Consider the following 16,353-nt stretch of genomic DNA (forward strand, 5'->3'; position numbering starts at 1 on the left):
TGAGGATGGCGAGCGGTTCAGTGCTTCTCATTGCAAATGCGCATGATGCTTTTATGAAGCGAACGCAATGGTATGCGACCCCGCGCCGATCTCAATCGACTGCTGCTTCTCAGGTCACGCTCTCTGCCCGCTCGGCTGCGGGTGCCGCGCAGGATTCGCGAAGGATCAGGTTTGGGGAAAAGATCGTCCGCGCAGCACTTGGCGGCGTTTTGTCGGAGATCTCGCTGAGAAGCGTAGAGATCGCCTTTTGGGCCATCTCGAGCACCGGGGCGGCAACGACTGTCGGCGGTGGGTTCATGATATTTGCAAAATCGAAATCGTCTATCCCGATGACCGAGACGTCATAAGGCACTCTGAAACCCAATTCGCGCAGCGCATTCAGGACGCCGAGCGTCATCATGTTCGACAGTGCAAAAATCGCGGTCGGCGGATCCGGCTCGCGCATGCGCCTGATCGTGCTGTCATGGGCGAGCGCCTGGTCGAAACGCCCCTCGAGCAGCAGACCTGGATCAACCGACAGGTCATGGGCGGCATGGGCTTGCATATAGCCGGCAAGACGATCTTCACCGGTGATGATGTTGTTGCGCCCGACGGTAACGGCGATCCGTTTGTGACCAAGGCCGATCAGATGCTCCGTGGCGATGCGGCCGGCGGCGATATTGTCGAGCTTGATGACGTCATAGGGCAAGCCCTCGATGAAGCTGTCGAGCAGGATCGTCGGCACATGGATCTTGTCGACCATGCGGGCGCCATGCTCGGCATCCGAGCGTGTCGGAATAATGATGAGCCCTTCGACGCGCTGCATGCGCATCATGGTCAGGATCTGCTGCTCGCGATCATGGTCCTCGCTCGTCGAATAGACCGCCGCCATGTAACCAGCATTGAGGCAGGCGGACTCGACGACCTTGGCAACCTTGGCAAAATGCGGGTTGGTGATATCGGGCAATATCAGGCCGATCAGCCGCGACTGGCCCATGCGCAGGCTGCGCGCGCCGGCATGCGGGATATATCCGATGTCGCGAACGGCGGCTTCGACCTTGGCAATCACCTCGTCGCTCACAGGGGCTGAGCGGTTGAGCGCGGCCGATGCCGTCGATATGGCGACACCCGCCCGTTTTGCCACGTCCTTGATGGTGGCCATGCATCCTCCCCAGCGCTTTTTGTCGGACCCTCTTGCCACGAGGGCGTTCTGATGCTCTTATACGAAACGTTTCGACTAAGCAAATGACGCCACGCTGGACCGGGGAAGAGCTGGATCCGCGATATTTCAGTAAAAGCATACGAAACGTTTCGACCGGTGGAGGCCGGATAGATGGGAACGCGCCGGAGGAGGCGCACAGGGAGGATCACATGCATGAGTTCTCGCGGCGTTCGCTGCTGATTTCGTCTGCCGCTCTTGCCGTCGGCGCAAGTGTCGGCCGCGCCTTTGCGCAATCGGATGTCACGGCGACCCTGAAGATGCAGGGCTTCGGCGGCGACGCCGAACTATCGGCCATGACCAACGCCATTGCGCGTTTCAACAAGAAATATCCCAACGTCAAGGTCGAGCTTTCCGTCGATCCGATTTCGACTGGCTGGGGCGACTATGTCACCAAGGTCTTCAGCCAGTTCAATTCCGGCCAGCAGGCCGATGTCTACGGCACGGCGATCGAGACCTTCCAGAGCTTTTCGTCGCGCTCTCTCTTCCTGCCGCTCAACGATTTCGTGGCCGCCAACCCGGGCTTTTCCGACTTCGCGCCGAGCCTCTTCAAGCAGTCGAGCTACAAGGGGGATATCAACTATATCCCGATCGGCTGGAACAACATCATGATCAACTACAATAGGGATCTGTTCGACAAGGCCGGGATTGCCTATCCGAAGGACGGCAAATGGACCTGGGACGAATTCCGCGATGTCGCCAAGAAGCTGACGGTCAAGGATGCGTCGGGCAATGTCACCCAGTTCGGTTATGAGGTGCCGAACCAGAACTTCTTCGTCCAGCCATGGTTCTTCTCGAATGGCACCGGCGCCATCAACGACGAGTGGACGGCATCCAACATGCTCGACCCCAAGGTCGCCGAAAGCCTGCAGTTCCTCCATGACCTCATCCATGTCGACGGCGTCTCGCCGATCCCCGGCAAGGATATGATGGACAACCAGTTCATGGCCGGCCAGGTGGCGATGATCAGTCGTGGCCACTGGATCGTCCAGAGCGCCAAGAACAACAAGCTCAACATGGATGTCGCCATTCCACCGAGCAAGGTAACCGACACGACCGTGATCGGCTTCGGCGGTTACGCTGTCGCCAAGGCGAGCAAAGAGCCCGATCTTGCCAAGGCGCTGATCCTCGAGCTGACAAGCGAGGAGACGCAGAAAGAGGAGGGCGAAAAGGGTGGTGGCGTTCCCGGCCGCAAGTCGGCCGCCGAGACCCCGGGGTTCTTGAGCTTCCCGCCGAGTGCCGCGCTCTATTACCAGACGCTGCCGAACACCAAGGCCGTGCCGTCTCCTGCCAATTTCCAGGAGGTCGAGAAGATCTTCATCCGCTACTACACGGCGATGATGGCCGGCGAGGTCTCGATCGCCGACGGCGTAAAGCAGGCAGATACCGAGCTCAACGCCTCCTTCGAGCGGTTGAAGAAGCGCATGGGCGGCTGATCGATCTAGGGTTCTCACGATCGTCCTCCCGCCGTCGCGGCCGGATGGCAGATTGCCATTGAGGCATCTGCCATTCCGGGCGCGGCGGATGACAAACCATGTCCGCCATTCGAGCAGATGCCATGACCGCCACCTTCGAAAGACACCAGCCTTCACAGCTACGCCGCGCGCAGGCAGCGACCGGCTATCTCTTCGTGCTGCCGGCAACGGTGCTTTACCTGACCTTCGTCATCGCGCCTGTGATCGTCACCACGATCCTCGCCTTTGCCTATTACGATCCGATGCTCGGTTCGCAATGGGTCGGCTTCGACAACTTCATCCGCTTCTTCACCGATCAGCGCTCGCTTCGGATCCTCTGGAACACGCTGCGCTTCGCGCTCTTTGCCGTCACTTTCAACGTTTCGATCGGGCTTTTACTGGCGCTGGCGCTAAACCGCGCCATGCCAGGCTGGCTGCTTTATTTCTTCAGGCTCGCCTTCTTCCTGCCCGTCATCATCGCTGCCGCCTTCGTCTCGATTGTCTGGACCTACTTCTACGGCGATGATCTCGGCGTCATCAATTATTACCTGCGGCTGATCGGCCTCCCGGGCGTACGCTGGCTCACCGATGCCGGCCAGGCGATGACCTCGATCATCATCATGGACGTCTGGAAGAATACCGGCTTCTTCATGATCATCTTCATCGCAGCCCTCCAGGGCGTGCCGAAGAACATCCTGGAGGCGGCGGTGATGGACGGGACACCCGCCTGGCGCCAGTTCTTCCGCATCACGCTGCCCTATATCTCGCCGGTCGTCTTCTTCTGCATCGTCTACGCCTCGATCGGCGCGCTGCAGGTGTTCGAATCGATCGTCATCCTGACGCAGGGCGGTCCGGGCGATGCCACGCGCTCGCTGTCGATCCAGATCGTCGAGGAGGGTTTCGGCAGCTTCCAGATCGGCTATGCCGCCTCGATTTCCGTCGTCATGACCGTGATCATCCTCATCATTACCGCTATCCAGCAGATCCTCTCGCGCAAGTGGGTGCAGCAATGAACACTATGATGCAGACACGCGCGGCCCGGCGCTGGATCGACTGGGCGATCATCGCCACCATGGTGGTGATGGCGATCGGCATGCTGCTGCCCTTCCTCTGGCTGTTTTCGATGTCGTTCCGGCCGGTTTCGGATGCCTACAAGCTGCCGCCAAGCTTCCTGCCGCCGAATTTCGACCTCACCAACTACCGGCAGGTGCTGGCCTCGCGCGTGCCGTTCCTGGAAATCTACTTCAACTCGGTCATGATCGCCGTCATCGTCACCGTCGGCCAGATGGTGACCTGCACGCTTGCGGCCTTCGCCTTCGCCAGACTGAACTTCCGCGGACGCGATACATTGTTCTTCATCCTGCTCATCGGACTGATGTTTCCGGCCCAGGTGACGATCCTGCCGATCTATCTCGGCTATGCGCGCCTCGGCCTGCTCGACAAGCCGATCGGGCTGGCGCTTATGTATCTCACCTCGAGTTTCGGCATCTTCCTGGTGCGGCAATTCATGCTCAGCCAGCCGAAGGCGCTGGAGGAAGCGGCGCTGATGGATGGCGCCGGCTATTTCAAGATCTTCTGGCGGATCTCGCTACCGCAGCTTCGCCCGGCACTCTCGGCCCTCGGCATCATCACCTTCACCCAGACCTGGAACTATTATTTCCAGGCCAAGGTGCTTTTGAGCTCGAATGAATCGCTGACGCTGCCGGTCGCGATGGACGTGCTGCGCGGCTACATGGCCTCCGGCAATCTCTCGGTGGTGATGGCGGCGATGAGCATGTCGATCCTGCCCGTCGTTCTCCTCTTTCTCCTCGCCCAGAAATTCGTGATCGAAGGCATCACGATGAGCGGCATCAAGAATTAACATCAGGGATATTGATTTCATGTGGGATGATCTCGCCTCCATCGAACCTCGCTTTGCCTATAAAGGCGAGCGCACGCGCCATATTGCCTTTCCGCTCGGCGGCATCGGCTCCGGCGGCCTGTCGATCTCCGGCAGCGGCCGGCTGATCGATTGGTCGATCCGCAACCGGCCGGCGCTTCAGGGCTATAACGGCTACTCGCATTTTGCCATCAAGGCCGAGAAGGGTGGGGAACTCGTCGATGCCCGCGTGCTCAACGGCCCCTATGATCTGAACCCTTCCGGCGCGCCGGGCCTGCGCAAGATGTTCGACGGTTTTGGCCATGGCGCCAACCGCCAGACGCTGGTCGGCGTGCCGCATTTCCATGAGGTCGATTTCTACGGGCGTTTCCCGATCGCCGATCTCGTCTTTAACGATCAGCGTTTCCCCGGCGGCGTCAGGCTGACGACGCTGAGCCCTTTCATTCCCCACAACGACCGCGATTCCTCGATGCCGGTTGCGATGTTCGAATTCGATGTTGTCAACGATACCGCGGACGAACTGACCTATACGCTTGCCGGCACGCTCGGCAATTACGGCTCGAACAGCGGCATCCACACGTTCAGACAGGAAGGTGGAATCAGCAGCCTGCATCTGACCTCGTCCGACACGACACTGCCGGCGACGCAGCGCGGCGATCTGACGATCGCAACAGACGCCGATGATGTCGAGCATACCGACCATCATTATCGCGGCCAGTGGTTCGACGATCTTTCGGTCTACTGGAAAGAGTTTGCAAGGCCCGGTCGTCTGCCGAAGCGACACTACGATGAACCGCGCACGTCGCGGCACATGGGCCTGCAGCCGGAACACGGCACGCTCGGCGCCCGTTTCGTCCTGGCACCCGGAGCGCGCAAGAAGGTGCGCTTCGTCATCACCTGGAATTTCCCGCAAGGCGATGTCTATTGGGCCCATCGCGACAAGCCTGATGGAGCCATTCCCGATCGGCCAACGCCGAGCTGGACGAACTATTATGCGACGCAATGGGTGGATTCGACCGCAAGCGCTACTGAAGCCCTGACGCGCTGGGACGCATTGCACTTGCAAACCGCGGCCTTCCGCAACGGACTTTTCGAAACGACGCTTCCGGCAGAAGTCAAGGACGCGGCGAGCGCGACGCTGGCGCTGCTGCGCACCGCGACCTGCATCCGGCTGGAGAATGGCGAACTCTGGGCCTGGGAAGGCCAACATACCCAGGATGGCTCCTGCGAGGGCACCTGCACCCATGTCTGGAATTACCAGCAGGCGGTCTCGCATCTTTTCCCTGCCATCGAGCGGACGCTGCGCGAGACCGAATTCAGCTACAACCAGTTGCCGACCGGCGGGCTGACTTTCCGCCAGAAGCTGCCGCTCGGCTCAGGTTTCGATATTATCGGCCCCTGCGCCGACGGGCATTTCGGCGCGGTCATCAAGACCTATAGAGACTGGAAGCTTTGCGGCGATACCGAGTGGCTGCGCCGCTACTGGCCGAATGTCAAACGAGCCATCGAATATGCCTGGTCGCCCGAAAACCCTGACCGCTGGGATCCCGATCAGACCGGCATTCTCTCAGGCCGCCAGCACCAGACCCTCGACATGGAGCTGTTCGGGCCGAACTCGTGGCTGGGCTCCATGTATGTGGCGGCCCTTCTCGGCGTTTCAGAAATGGCGGCGGTCCTCGGCGACACGGAGCTGTCGGAAAAGACGGCGCGCATGGGCAAAGCCGGGGCGGCCTATATCAATTCCGAACTCTTCAATGGCCGTTGGTTCATCCAGAAGATCGATCTCTCCGATAAGGACGTGCTGACACCCTTCGATGTCGGCCGCGCCGCCGGCGTTCTCGCCGATGGTTTCATGGAAACCTATTGGTCGGAGGAATTCAAGGAGCTCAAATACCAGATGGGCGAGGGCTGCATCTCCGATCAGATCCTTGGCCAATGGCATGCGGAGGTCGCCGGGATCGGCGGGTTCCTCGATGCCGACAAGGTCAGGATCGCGCTGAAATCGGTGCACAGAAACAATTTCCGCCCGACGCTGGAGGATCACTTCAATCCCTGCCGCAACTATGCCTATGAAGACGAGGCAGGGCTTTTGATTGCAACCTATCCCGAAGGCATTCGCCAGCCGATGGTGGCTGCCCCCTATGCCGAAGAGGTCTGGACCGGCATCGAATATATGGCCGCCTCGCATCTCATCATGCATGGTCTCATCGAGGAGGGCATGGATATTGTCTGCGGCGCCCGCAACCGCCATGACGGTTCGCGCCGCAACCCCTGGAACGATATCGAATGCGGCTCCTATTACGCACGCTCGATGTCGGCCTGGCAGTTGGTCAACGCCTTCTCGGGGCTCAGTGCCGATTTCGTCTCTGGCACGCTTGCCTTCGCACCGAAAGTGCAAGGCGACTATCGTCTATTTTGGTCAGCCGGCAGCGCATTCGGCACATTGACCCGCAAGGGTAATGGTCTCACGCTCGCCGTGCTCGGAGGCAGCCTCAACGCCACTGAAATCTCGGTGGACGGGTTGAAGCATCGCCTTGCCGGGAAGACTCTCATCGAAGCGGGCCAGTCGATTGAACTTAAGACGGTGGCATAATGGCCGGCATTGAACTCAAGGCAGTCCGCAAGACCTTTCAAAGTCTCGAAGTCATACACGGCATTGACCTAGCCATCGCCGACGGTTCGTTCACCGTCTTTGTCGGGCCGTCCGGCTGCGGCAAGTCGACCCTCTTACGCATGATGGCGGGGCTGGAGGAAGTAACCTCAGGGGAAATCCGTATCGACGGCCAGCGCTGCGACCATCTTCTGCCGTCTGCGCGCGGCATGGCGATGGTCTTCCAGTCCTATGCGCTTTATCCGCACATGAATGTCGAGCAGAACCTCAAATTCGGCCTGGAGAACCAGAAGCTTGCCAGGCAGGAGATCGCCGCCCGCGTCGCCAAGGCGGCCAATATTCTGCAGATCGAGCACCTGATGACCCGTCGCCCGAGCCAACTTTCCGGCGGTCAGAGCCAGCGTGTTGCGATCGGCCGCGCCATCGTCAAGGAGCCGAAGGCCTTTCTCTTCGACGAGCCGCTCTCCAATCTCGATGCCGAACTGCGTGTGAAGATGCGTGGCGAACTGATCAGCCTGCATCGGCGGCTGAAGTCGACGATGGTCTACGTCACGCATGATCAGGTCGAGGCAATGACCATGGCCGACCAGATCGTCGTGCTCAACGAAGGCCGCATCGAACAGGTCGGCCCGCCGATCGAGCTTTATGCGCGCCCGGCTAACCTTTTCGTCGCCCGCTTTCTTGGAGCCCCGCCCATGAACCTTCTCGCGGGCCGGATCGCGCGCATTGGTGACATGATGGGCGTTTCGCTTGAGGACGGCACCCATATTCCCTTGCCCGGTCGCCAGGTCGATCTACCCGATGGCGCCTCGGTCACGTTCGGCATAAGGCCCGAACATTGCGAAATCGGAGAGGGCAGCATGCAGATCGTGGTCGGCGACACCGAAGTCCTCGGTTCGGAAACGATCATCCATGCCGGGACGGCGACCGGGAATGGCTTCACCGTGGCACTGCGTGGCATCAGCCGGGCAGCCGCCGGCGAGCGGATCCCGATCGTCATACGAGAGCCTTTCGTTCATCTGTTCAACGAGGCTGGCATGACGATCGGTTCTGGCAGTGATTGGCGCGATGCCTATCTGAACTAGATCAGGCTTCAATCGGCTTCTACAACCTGCCGGCCGGGGTCGAAGCCGTCGGTAGGATTTCTATCTACTGTAGCATCCGACCTCACCGAGACAGGAAATTCGAGACCGTCAGGTCCACGAGTTCGTCTCCCCGGCCGTTCATCACCGCGCGAATGGCCCAGAGACCGAAACCCTTCACCTGCGCTGCTTCGATCCTGGGCGGCATCGACAATTCCTGCGTATTGGTAACGACGTCGAGCAGTGCCGGGCCGGGATGCGCGAGGATTTCCCTGATGGCACCGTCGAGTTCGGCGGGATCCTCCACGCGAACGCCGTGGACGCCGGCTGCGCGGGCAACTGCTGCAAAATCCGGATTCTTGAGTTCGGTGCCGGTCTCAAGGAAGCCCGAAGCCTTCATTTCCATAGCCACAAATCCGAGAACGGAATTGTTGAAGACAACGACCTTCACCGGCAGATTCTGCTGAACGAGCGTCAGGAAGTCACCCATCAACATGGCAAAGCCGCCATCGCCGGACATGCTGATGATCTGGCGCTCCTTGTATGTTGCCTGTGCCCCTATTGCCTGAGGAAGGGCGTTGGCCATCGACCCGTGAACCAGGGATCCGATCAGGCGACGCTTTCCGTTCATCTTCAGGTAGCGTGCAGCCCAGATCGTGGGGGTCCCGACATCGAAGGTGAAGACGGCGTCGTCGGAGGCATGTTCGCTCAGAAGGCGTGCCACATATTGCGGATGAATCTTGCCGCCTTCTCTGCCGGTGGCGAGGTCGTCGAGGCCTTCACGCGCCTTCTTATAGGCGGCAAGGCAAGCATCCAGGTGATCCCTGTCCGTTCGCTCCGTCAGCTTCGGCAGCGTTGCCGCCAGTGTCGATTTGACGTCGCCGACGATTGCGAGATCCAGCGAGGCCCTGCGGCCAAGATTTTCCGGTCGAATGTCCACCTGCACGATCTTGGCGTCGGCTGGGTAGAACTGCCGATATGGGAAATCGGTGCCGAGCATAAGAAGCGTGTCACACTCCAGCATGGCTTTGTAACCCGAAGAGAAGCCGATCAGACCGGTCATGCCGACATCGAAGGGATTGTCCCACTCGACATGTTCCTTGCCGCCGAGCGCGTGGACGATGGGCGCCTTGAGCCGATCCGCAAAGGCGATCAATTCGTCATGCGCCCCTTCGCAGCCGCGTCCGCACAGAAGGGTGACTTTCGAGCTGTTGTTGAGCAGCTCCGACAATCGATCGATCTGATCGTTCGCCGGCACGACGTTCGGCTGGGACAGCGTGAGTGCGGCCGGTGTCGAAATCTTCGCCGTGAAATCGCTCAATGCCACGTCGCCGGAAATGACCACGACGGCAACGCCACGCTTTCCGATAGCCGTGCGAATGGCCGTTTCGATGACTGCCGGCAATTGTTCCGGATGGCTGACAAGTTCGCAATAGTGGCTGCATTCCCGGAATAGCTGGTCGGGATGCGTTTCCTGGAAATAGCCTCTGCCGATTTCGGCCGAAGGTATTTGCGCGGCAATGGCCAGGACGGGGACCCGCGAGCGATGGCAGTCGAACAGGCCGTTGATGAGGTGGAGGTTGCCCGGGCCGCAGCTTCCGGCGCACACGGCCAGTTCGCCACTGAGATGGGCTTCGGCCCCCGCCGCGAAGGCTGCCGTTTCTTCATGACGGGTATGGACCCACTCGATGTCGCCTCTTTTTCGAAGCGCTTCCGTAAGCCCGTTCAGGCTGTCTCCGACTACGCCATATATCCGCTTGACCCCGGCCGAATGCAGCACCTCTGTCAGGACATCAGCTACTTTGGACTTCATCGAAAGACTCCCGGGCTTTGGGTTTCAGGTGGATGGTAAAAGGAAGCTAGGCCTCGCTCTACGCTTCTCAACCCGGAGAATTATCAGAGTGGCGGAGACACCAAACTGGACCTTGGTGTAGGTGCCGGCAGAGAAGAAGCCCGTTTGCCTGATATCCCAGGACGCTGCCTATCAGCCGAGAGCATAGGGTCGCTCCGCGCTCTCCATTGGCGTCCTTCTTCTGCCGTGACCTATGCTTCCACCCGCTCCCGCTCTTTCATCGCTTCTGCGACAAGTTTCATGAAGCGCGGATGCCGGCGCAGGTTGTCCAGGTCGGAATCATGTGTGAACCATTTGATGTGGTAGACCGAACTGCGTGGCAGCAAGCCCTCCAGGATATCGATCGCCCGTTCCACGTGGCCGAGTACAGAGCGGACGCAGGCGAGATTATATTGGGCGACGATATCATCGGGATCGATGGCGCTCGCCCGTGCGGCCCAATCGCAGGCCCGCGCCGCATCACCGAGATGGGCAAGGGCAAGCGCGCCGCGATGGGCGGGGCCGGAATTTTCCGGGTTCTGATTGAGCGCCCGCTCGGCTCTTTCAATGCCTATGCGCGCCCAGCTTTCCTTGTCCACCGTTCGTCCGAGAGAATGGTACGAGGACATCAGATGGATCGGCGAAACATAGTCGTCGGGGCGGATTTCGGCGGCGCGGCTAAAGTAATGCACCGCTTCGGCGAAATTCCCGCGCATGAAGAAGATGCGGGCATAGTGGAAATTTGCTTCATAGAGGTTGGGATCGAGTGCCAGCGCGCGTTCGAAGGATGCCGTGGCCTCGTCGTCCTCGCCGTTCTGATGCAGCGCCAGGCCGCGGGAGGCATGGGCCTCGGCGAGGTCGGGATCGAGTTCCAGGGCTTTGGCGCTCATTGCGAGGATGCGCTCTAGGGGCACGTCGTCGGGCGCCCAGTCGCGGATCGCAGCATCGCAATCGGCGATGCCGGCATAGGCGCGGCCATAGTCCGGATCGAGCTCGACGGCCTTGTAGAACATGCGCCGGGCAAGCTGCAGATAGGATTTGGTCCAGGTATGGGAGAGCTGCCTTCCTCTTAGGTAATAGGTATAGGCTTCGACATTGGCCGTCGGCTCGGCGGCGATCGCCTTGCGTTCCTCCGGCAGCAGCCGCACCTTCAGCTGGCCGACGATCGCATTGGTGATCTCGTCCTGGATGGCGAAGATATCGGTGAGGTCGCGGTCATAGCGTTCGGCCCAGAGATGGTCGCCGTTCGTGGTATCGATCAGCTGGCCGGAGATGCGTACCCGCGTACCGACAATGCGCACACTGCCTTCCAGCATATAACGCACGCCAAGCTCCTGGGCGACCTGCTTCACCTTCACCGATGTGCCCTTATAGGTGAAGACGGTGTTGCGCGGCACCACATGCAGGCTGGAGACCTTGGAAAGATCGGTGATGATATCCTCGGTGATGCCGTCGGAGAAGTAATCCTGATCGGCATCGCCGCTCATATTGGTGAAGGGCAGGACGGCGATGAAGCAGGTGTTGCGGTTCTGCGCGACGAGGCGGGCAGAACTCGGCTTCTCGAAGGAAACTGTGTAAACCTGCACCGGCTGCCGGATGTTTTTGAACACGTGTTCACCTAAAAAATCGAAGCCGAGATTGAGGCGTGAACCGACCTGATCCCGCACGATTGCCGACACGGCAATGCCGCCGACCGGAGCAATGCCTTCCAGGCGCGCAGCAAGGTTGACACCATCGCCGAAAATATCGTCATTTTCGACGACGACATCGCCGAGATTGATGCCGATGCGGAATTCGACCCGCTCGTCCTTCGGCACGTTTTCGTTGCGCACGGCCATGCTGCGCTGGATTTCTGCGGCGCAGGCGACCGCATTCACGACGCTCTGAAACTCGGCCAGGATGCCGTCGCCCGTCAGTTTGACGATACGGCCCTTGTAATCGGATATGCGGATGTCGACCAGTTCGCAGCGATGGCGGTTCAAAGCCTGCAGCGTGCCCGTCTCGTCCATGCCCATGAGCCGGCTGTAGCCAACCACATCGGCAGCGAGGATGGCACTCAATCGCCGCTCCATGACCCTCTCCATGGATTGTCTCATGTCAGTTTCTCGCTTTTTCCAGATTTTGACCGCGCTAGGGCTCCCTCCCTTGCAACCGATATCTTTCGATTCGGCGTGCTGTCACGGCGGCGCAGAGCCTATATCGTTACGGCGCAGCATCAATACTCCGAACGGGCGAAGATTGCGCCAAACGATAGCTCTTTCGGATGGGAAAGACCCCGGACGTGCTGAGGTGCTCAATTTTGAGGCTGTGCATCGATTTTGGAATGCGTCTCGGAGGAAGGGTTCGGGCACAGCGCGCTTGAACCGGCCCTGAGACATCGTCTTGTGGCCTGTTCCTTGCCTCTGAGAGCTTGCGAGGTCRCCGTCATCAAAAGCCGTGCTCCATCGAAGCGCGGTTCGATTTGTATAGGCCGCCGTCGGTTGCCAGGCAGGTTATGTTTCGCGATCCCATTCGCCGCGGAAGAGCGACAGAATGTTCTGCCAAGAGGAGTTGGCAATCGAGAGCGGCTGGATTGTCAGTTTCTGCGTGTGCAAGGCAGCGAGCTTGGCGTGGTGTGCCAGTAGCCGTCCGTGATGCGAAGCAGATCCGACGATCGTACCGCTTGTCGCCTCGCGAAAGGCAAGTGGCGCTTCTTCGCAAAAGTCCGTTTGCCTAAAGGATGCAGCCTGTAGGTCGAAAGGGGTAGGATATACTCGTCCACTTTTCGACTATAATCGGAGGTCCGCGTATCGAACGATCCTCATAGATTGATCCTGGCAATTTCGCGAGAGGGCACACCATGTATCGCAACGCTCGCCGGTGGGCTCCGCGCTCACTTATGATGGATTCGTGGGTTCCCCGGTGGCTGGCCGTCGGCGGAAAGGCAAGGCCGCGCAAGGACGCCGATCGGCCCGAGGATAGTGCTCAACTTGCTACATCTGCGCAGATAGCGGGTGGAAGCAAGGGGGGTGCCCTTGTCGGCAGCCCCGACAACAACTTTGCGCTCAGCGGACATGATAGCGAACCGAGAACGGAAACGGTCGGCGAAGCAGACGGTCGGGGCGATATCGACCAAGTGTCCCCATCCCTGGCCGAGGCTTTCGCAGCGGCGCGCGAAACGGGTGTTGGAGGCGGAAATTCTGCCGCGTCGGTACTGTCGGCCCATAATCCGGTTTTTGCACCTTTCGAGCGGAACGCGAACGGCGCTGCATTCGGGTCTGCGTCGTCCCTTTATCGCAGCTATGCCGGCATTGGCACCATGGGCAGCGATCCCCTGGCTCCCTATCTGCCGCAGAGCCCCGCACCGATGGCATCAGGGCAAGGTTCTGCCGCTGCAGCGGGTGCGCGCACTCACTCCGGCAAGGTGGTCATTCTCGAATCGAGCCCGTCAGCAGAGGCGGCTGCGCACCACGGTGGATCGAATTCATTGGCGTTTGGCATGCCCTTTGGTGTCTGCGGATGTGGCTACTTTACGTCCCCCACGCGGATTCTCGATTGGGCCCATGGCGGCGCCATGCTTCAACAGGATGGTCAATTGCCGGGGACCAGGCTGACCGAAGGGCCGGACTATGCAGCAACGATCAAGCGGGCCATCGGTGCCTCAGTCAGCGACCCGCTTCTTGATCGTGACTTATCTCCGCTCTCGGGCTGGCGCGGAACCGCAAAGTTGACGGGCTCGACGAACTTGAACGGATCGTTGCCCGGCGGCGGAGAAATGGGAACGGCAACCGGCACCAAGGGCGTCGGCAGCCTTTCCGGCTCGGTCACCACACCACCGATCGCGCAGCGGTCTTTAACGACGCAAAGTCTAGCGGCCACAGCGGCAGCGACCCCCGCCAACAAGGTCGTGGCGGAAAACCTGCTGCCGGGCAATCCGGAGAGCGAGTGGGGCATCGATGGCGCCGGCAGCTCCAATATCGAGGGATTTGCGACAGACATCAGTGTCGACAACGGCAAGACGGTCAGCTTCAAGATTGATACGGATTCCAACAATTACCGGATCGATATCTACCGCCTCGGCTATTATGGCGGCATGGGCGCGCGCAAGGTCACGACGATTCAGCACACCGGCGTGCAGAATCAACCCAATCCGTTGCGCAATGCCACGACCGGCACCGTGGATGCCGGCAACTGGGCCGTGTCGGCCTCGTGGACCGTACCTGAAGATGCTGTCTCAGGCGTTTATATCGCCAAGCTCGTGCGGCAGGATGGTACCTTCGGCGAAAATCAGATTCCGTTCATCGTGCGTGACGATGACAGCCACAGCGATATCGTTTTCCAGACCGCTGACGAGACCTGGCAAGCCTACAACGGCTGGGGTGGCGCAAACTTCTACGGCGGCAATGGTCCGGCGACGGGGCAGGGCGCTGGTCGCGCCTATGCTGTCAGTTACAACAGGCCGATTGCGACCCGCGGCGGGGTTGGCACCTATGCCGGTCCGCAGGACTATCTGTTCGGCGCCGAATATGCAGGCATCTACTGGCTGGAGCAGAACGGCTATGATGTTTCGTACCTGTCGGGTGTCGACGTCGACCGCTATGGCAGCCTGCTGCTCAACCATAAGACCTATGTTGATGCCGGGCATGACGAATACTGGTCTGGACAGCAGAGGACGAATGTCGAAGCCGCACGCGATGCGGGCGTCAACCTGATGTTCTGGAGCGGTAACGAGGTCTATTGGCGCACCCGTTGGGGCAATGCTTATAGTGCCGACGGCACGCCTTATCGCACCCTTATTTCCTACAAGGAGACATGGTCGCCCGGTGCCAGCATCGACCCTTCCAACGAATGGACGGGCACATTCCGCGATCCGCGTCTCAGCCCACCGGCTATCGGCGGCGGAAACCCGGAAAACTCACTGACCGGCCAACTGTTCAAGGTCGATGATGTCGGTAGCAATCTCGGCGCGATCACTGTCGGATATGATGATGCCAACCTGCGCTTCTGGCGCAATACCAGCGTTGCCAATCTCCAGCCTGGCCAGACGGCAACGCTGACCAAGAACTATCTTGGTTACGAGTGGGACGAAGCGACCGATAATGGCTTCGATCCGGCTGGTCTCGTCAAGCTGTCTTCGACGACGCTTCCGGTCAGCACCTACTTGCTCGATTACGGAAACACGACCGGCAACGCGACCGCGACCCATAATCTGACGCTTTATCGTGCACCGAGCGGTGCACTGGTGTTTGGCGCCGGTACTGTCTACTGGACATGGGGCTTAAGCAACAATCACGATAATGAGGCGACCCCGACCGATCCTCGCGTGCAGCAGGCAATGGTCAATTTGCTGGCCGACATGGGCATTCAGCCTGGGACGCTGCAATCCGGGCTCGTCGCCACGGCCGGCTCCACGGATCATGTTGCACCGACTTCCATCATCACGGCGCCATCAACGGCGACCGTTGGCTCCACAGTCACGATTACGGGTACCGCCACCGACACGGGCGGCGGGGTCATTGCCGGCGTCGAGGTCTCGACCGACAATGGGGCGAGCTGGCATCCGGCGACAGGCGATGAGAACTGGACCTATACCTGGTCGCCGCAGATCGCGGGCAATTACACGATCCGCTCACGGGCCGTCGACGACAGCATCAATCTTGAAGCACCCTCGGCAGGACGCACGGTCACCGTGACCGGCGCGAGCTTTTACTCTCTCTTTGGCGCGGCGACACCGGCGGTTGTCAACACCGACGATACGTCAGCCGTCGAGCTCGGGGTCAAATTCCAGACCTCCGTGGCAGGGACCGTTACCGGTATTCGTTTCTACAAGGGCAGCCAGGACACGGGCACGCATACCGGCTCACTGTGGTCGAGCACGGGTACGCGGATTGCGACCCTCACCTTCACGAACGAGACTGCCAGCGGCTGGCAGACTGCCTATTTCACCAGCCCGGTGACGTTGACGGCCGGACAGACCTACACGGCGTCTTACCATACGAATACCGGCCACTATTCGACAACCGCCAGCTACTTCGTCTCCAATGTGACGAGCGGCCCCCTGACGGCTCCAGCCAGTGGCAATGGCGTATACACCTATGGCAGCGCCAGCCTGTATCCCACGAGCACCTTCGAGTCGACGAACTATTGGGTCGATGTGATGTTCACCACGCCGAGCTCGAACACGACACCGACGGCGGTTGCCGATGCGGGTGACGCGACCGAGAAGGGTGGTGTTGCCAATGGTTCGGGTGGTGTGGTTGCGAGCGGCAATGTGCTGACCAACGACACCGATCCGGATGCCGGTGACACCAAGACGGTC

9 protein-coding genes are annotated in these 16,353 nt (G+C 60.1%); 6 read left to right on the forward strand and 3 right to left on the reverse strand.

Annotated elements, in window-relative coordinates:
• Positions 1-109: 109 nt before the first annotated feature.
• Positions 110-1,141: a LacI family DNA-binding transcriptional regulator gene (locus tag AC1DM5_RS32405; RefSeq protein ID WP_477976611.1), complete on the reverse strand. Its 1,032-nt coding sequence runs from the start codon at positions 1,139-1,141 to the stop codon at positions 110-112.
• 209 nt (positions 1,142-1,350) lie between these two features.
• Between AC1DM5_RS32405 and AC1DM5_RS32410 the strand changes: the two genes are divergently transcribed.
• The 5 genes from AC1DM5_RS32410 (at position 1,351) to AC1DM5_RS32430 (ending at position 8,227) form a co-directional block, all read left to right on the forward strand.
• Positions 1,351-2,634: an ABC transporter substrate-binding protein gene (locus tag AC1DM5_RS32410; RefSeq protein WP_477976613.1), complete on the forward strand. Its 1,284-nt coding sequence runs from the start codon at positions 1,351-1,353 to the stop codon at positions 2,632-2,634.
• A gap of 98 nt (positions 2,635-2,732) precedes the next feature.
• A complete protein-coding gene (locus AC1DM5_RS32415; protein WP_477822967.1) occupies positions 2,733-3,665 on the forward strand; it encodes a carbohydrate ABC transporter permease in 933 nt (310 codons plus the stop codon).
• The gene (locus AC1DM5_RS32420; RefSeq protein WP_477976615.1) at positions 3,662-4,513 is read left to right on the forward strand and encodes a carbohydrate ABC transporter permease; all 852 of its coding nucleotides are present in this window, start codon (positions 3,662-3,664) and stop codon (positions 4,511-4,513) included. Before AC1DM5_RS32415 ends, AC1DM5_RS32420 begins: the two co-directional genes overlap by 4 nt.
• 19 nt (positions 4,514-4,532) lie before the next feature.
• Entirely contained in the window at positions 4,533-7,124 is a 2,592-nt protein-coding gene (locus AC1DM5_RS32425; protein ID WP_477976617.1) for a GH116 family glycosyl-hydrolase, read from the forward strand.
• The gene (locus AC1DM5_RS32430) at positions 7,124-8,227 is read left to right on the forward strand and encodes an ABC transporter ATP-binding protein (RefSeq protein ID WP_477822969.1); all 1,104 of its coding nucleotides are present in this window, start codon (positions 7,124-7,126) and stop codon (positions 8,225-8,227) included. Before AC1DM5_RS32425 ends, AC1DM5_RS32430 begins: the two co-directional genes overlap by 1 nt.
• 82 nt (positions 8,228-8,309) lie before the next feature.
• Here the strand turns inward: AC1DM5_RS32430 and poxB are convergent, their stop codons facing one another.
• Positions 8,310-10,037, reverse strand: a complete 1,728-nt coding sequence (gene poxB / locus AC1DM5_RS32435) for a ubiquinone-dependent pyruvate dehydrogenase (protein ID WP_477976619.1) — start codon at positions 10,035-10,037, stop codon at positions 8,310-8,312.
• A 230-nt stretch (positions 10,038-10,267) separates the two neighbouring features.
• Complete coding sequence (locus AC1DM5_RS32440; protein ID WP_477822971.1) at positions 10,268-12,127, reverse strand: TPR end-of-group domain-containing protein; 1,860 nt, start codon at positions 12,125-12,127, stop codon at positions 10,268-10,270.
• Between the two features lie 767 nt (positions 12,128-12,894).
• Between AC1DM5_RS32440 and AC1DM5_RS32445 the strand changes: the two genes are divergently transcribed.
• On the forward strand, positions 12,895-16,353 hold a 3,459-nt coding region (locus AC1DM5_RS32445; protein ID WP_477976621.1), incomplete at its 3' end, for a N,N-dimethylformamidase beta subunit family domain-containing protein.

This window comes from Rhizobium sp. 01T437 (assembly GCF_056398505.1).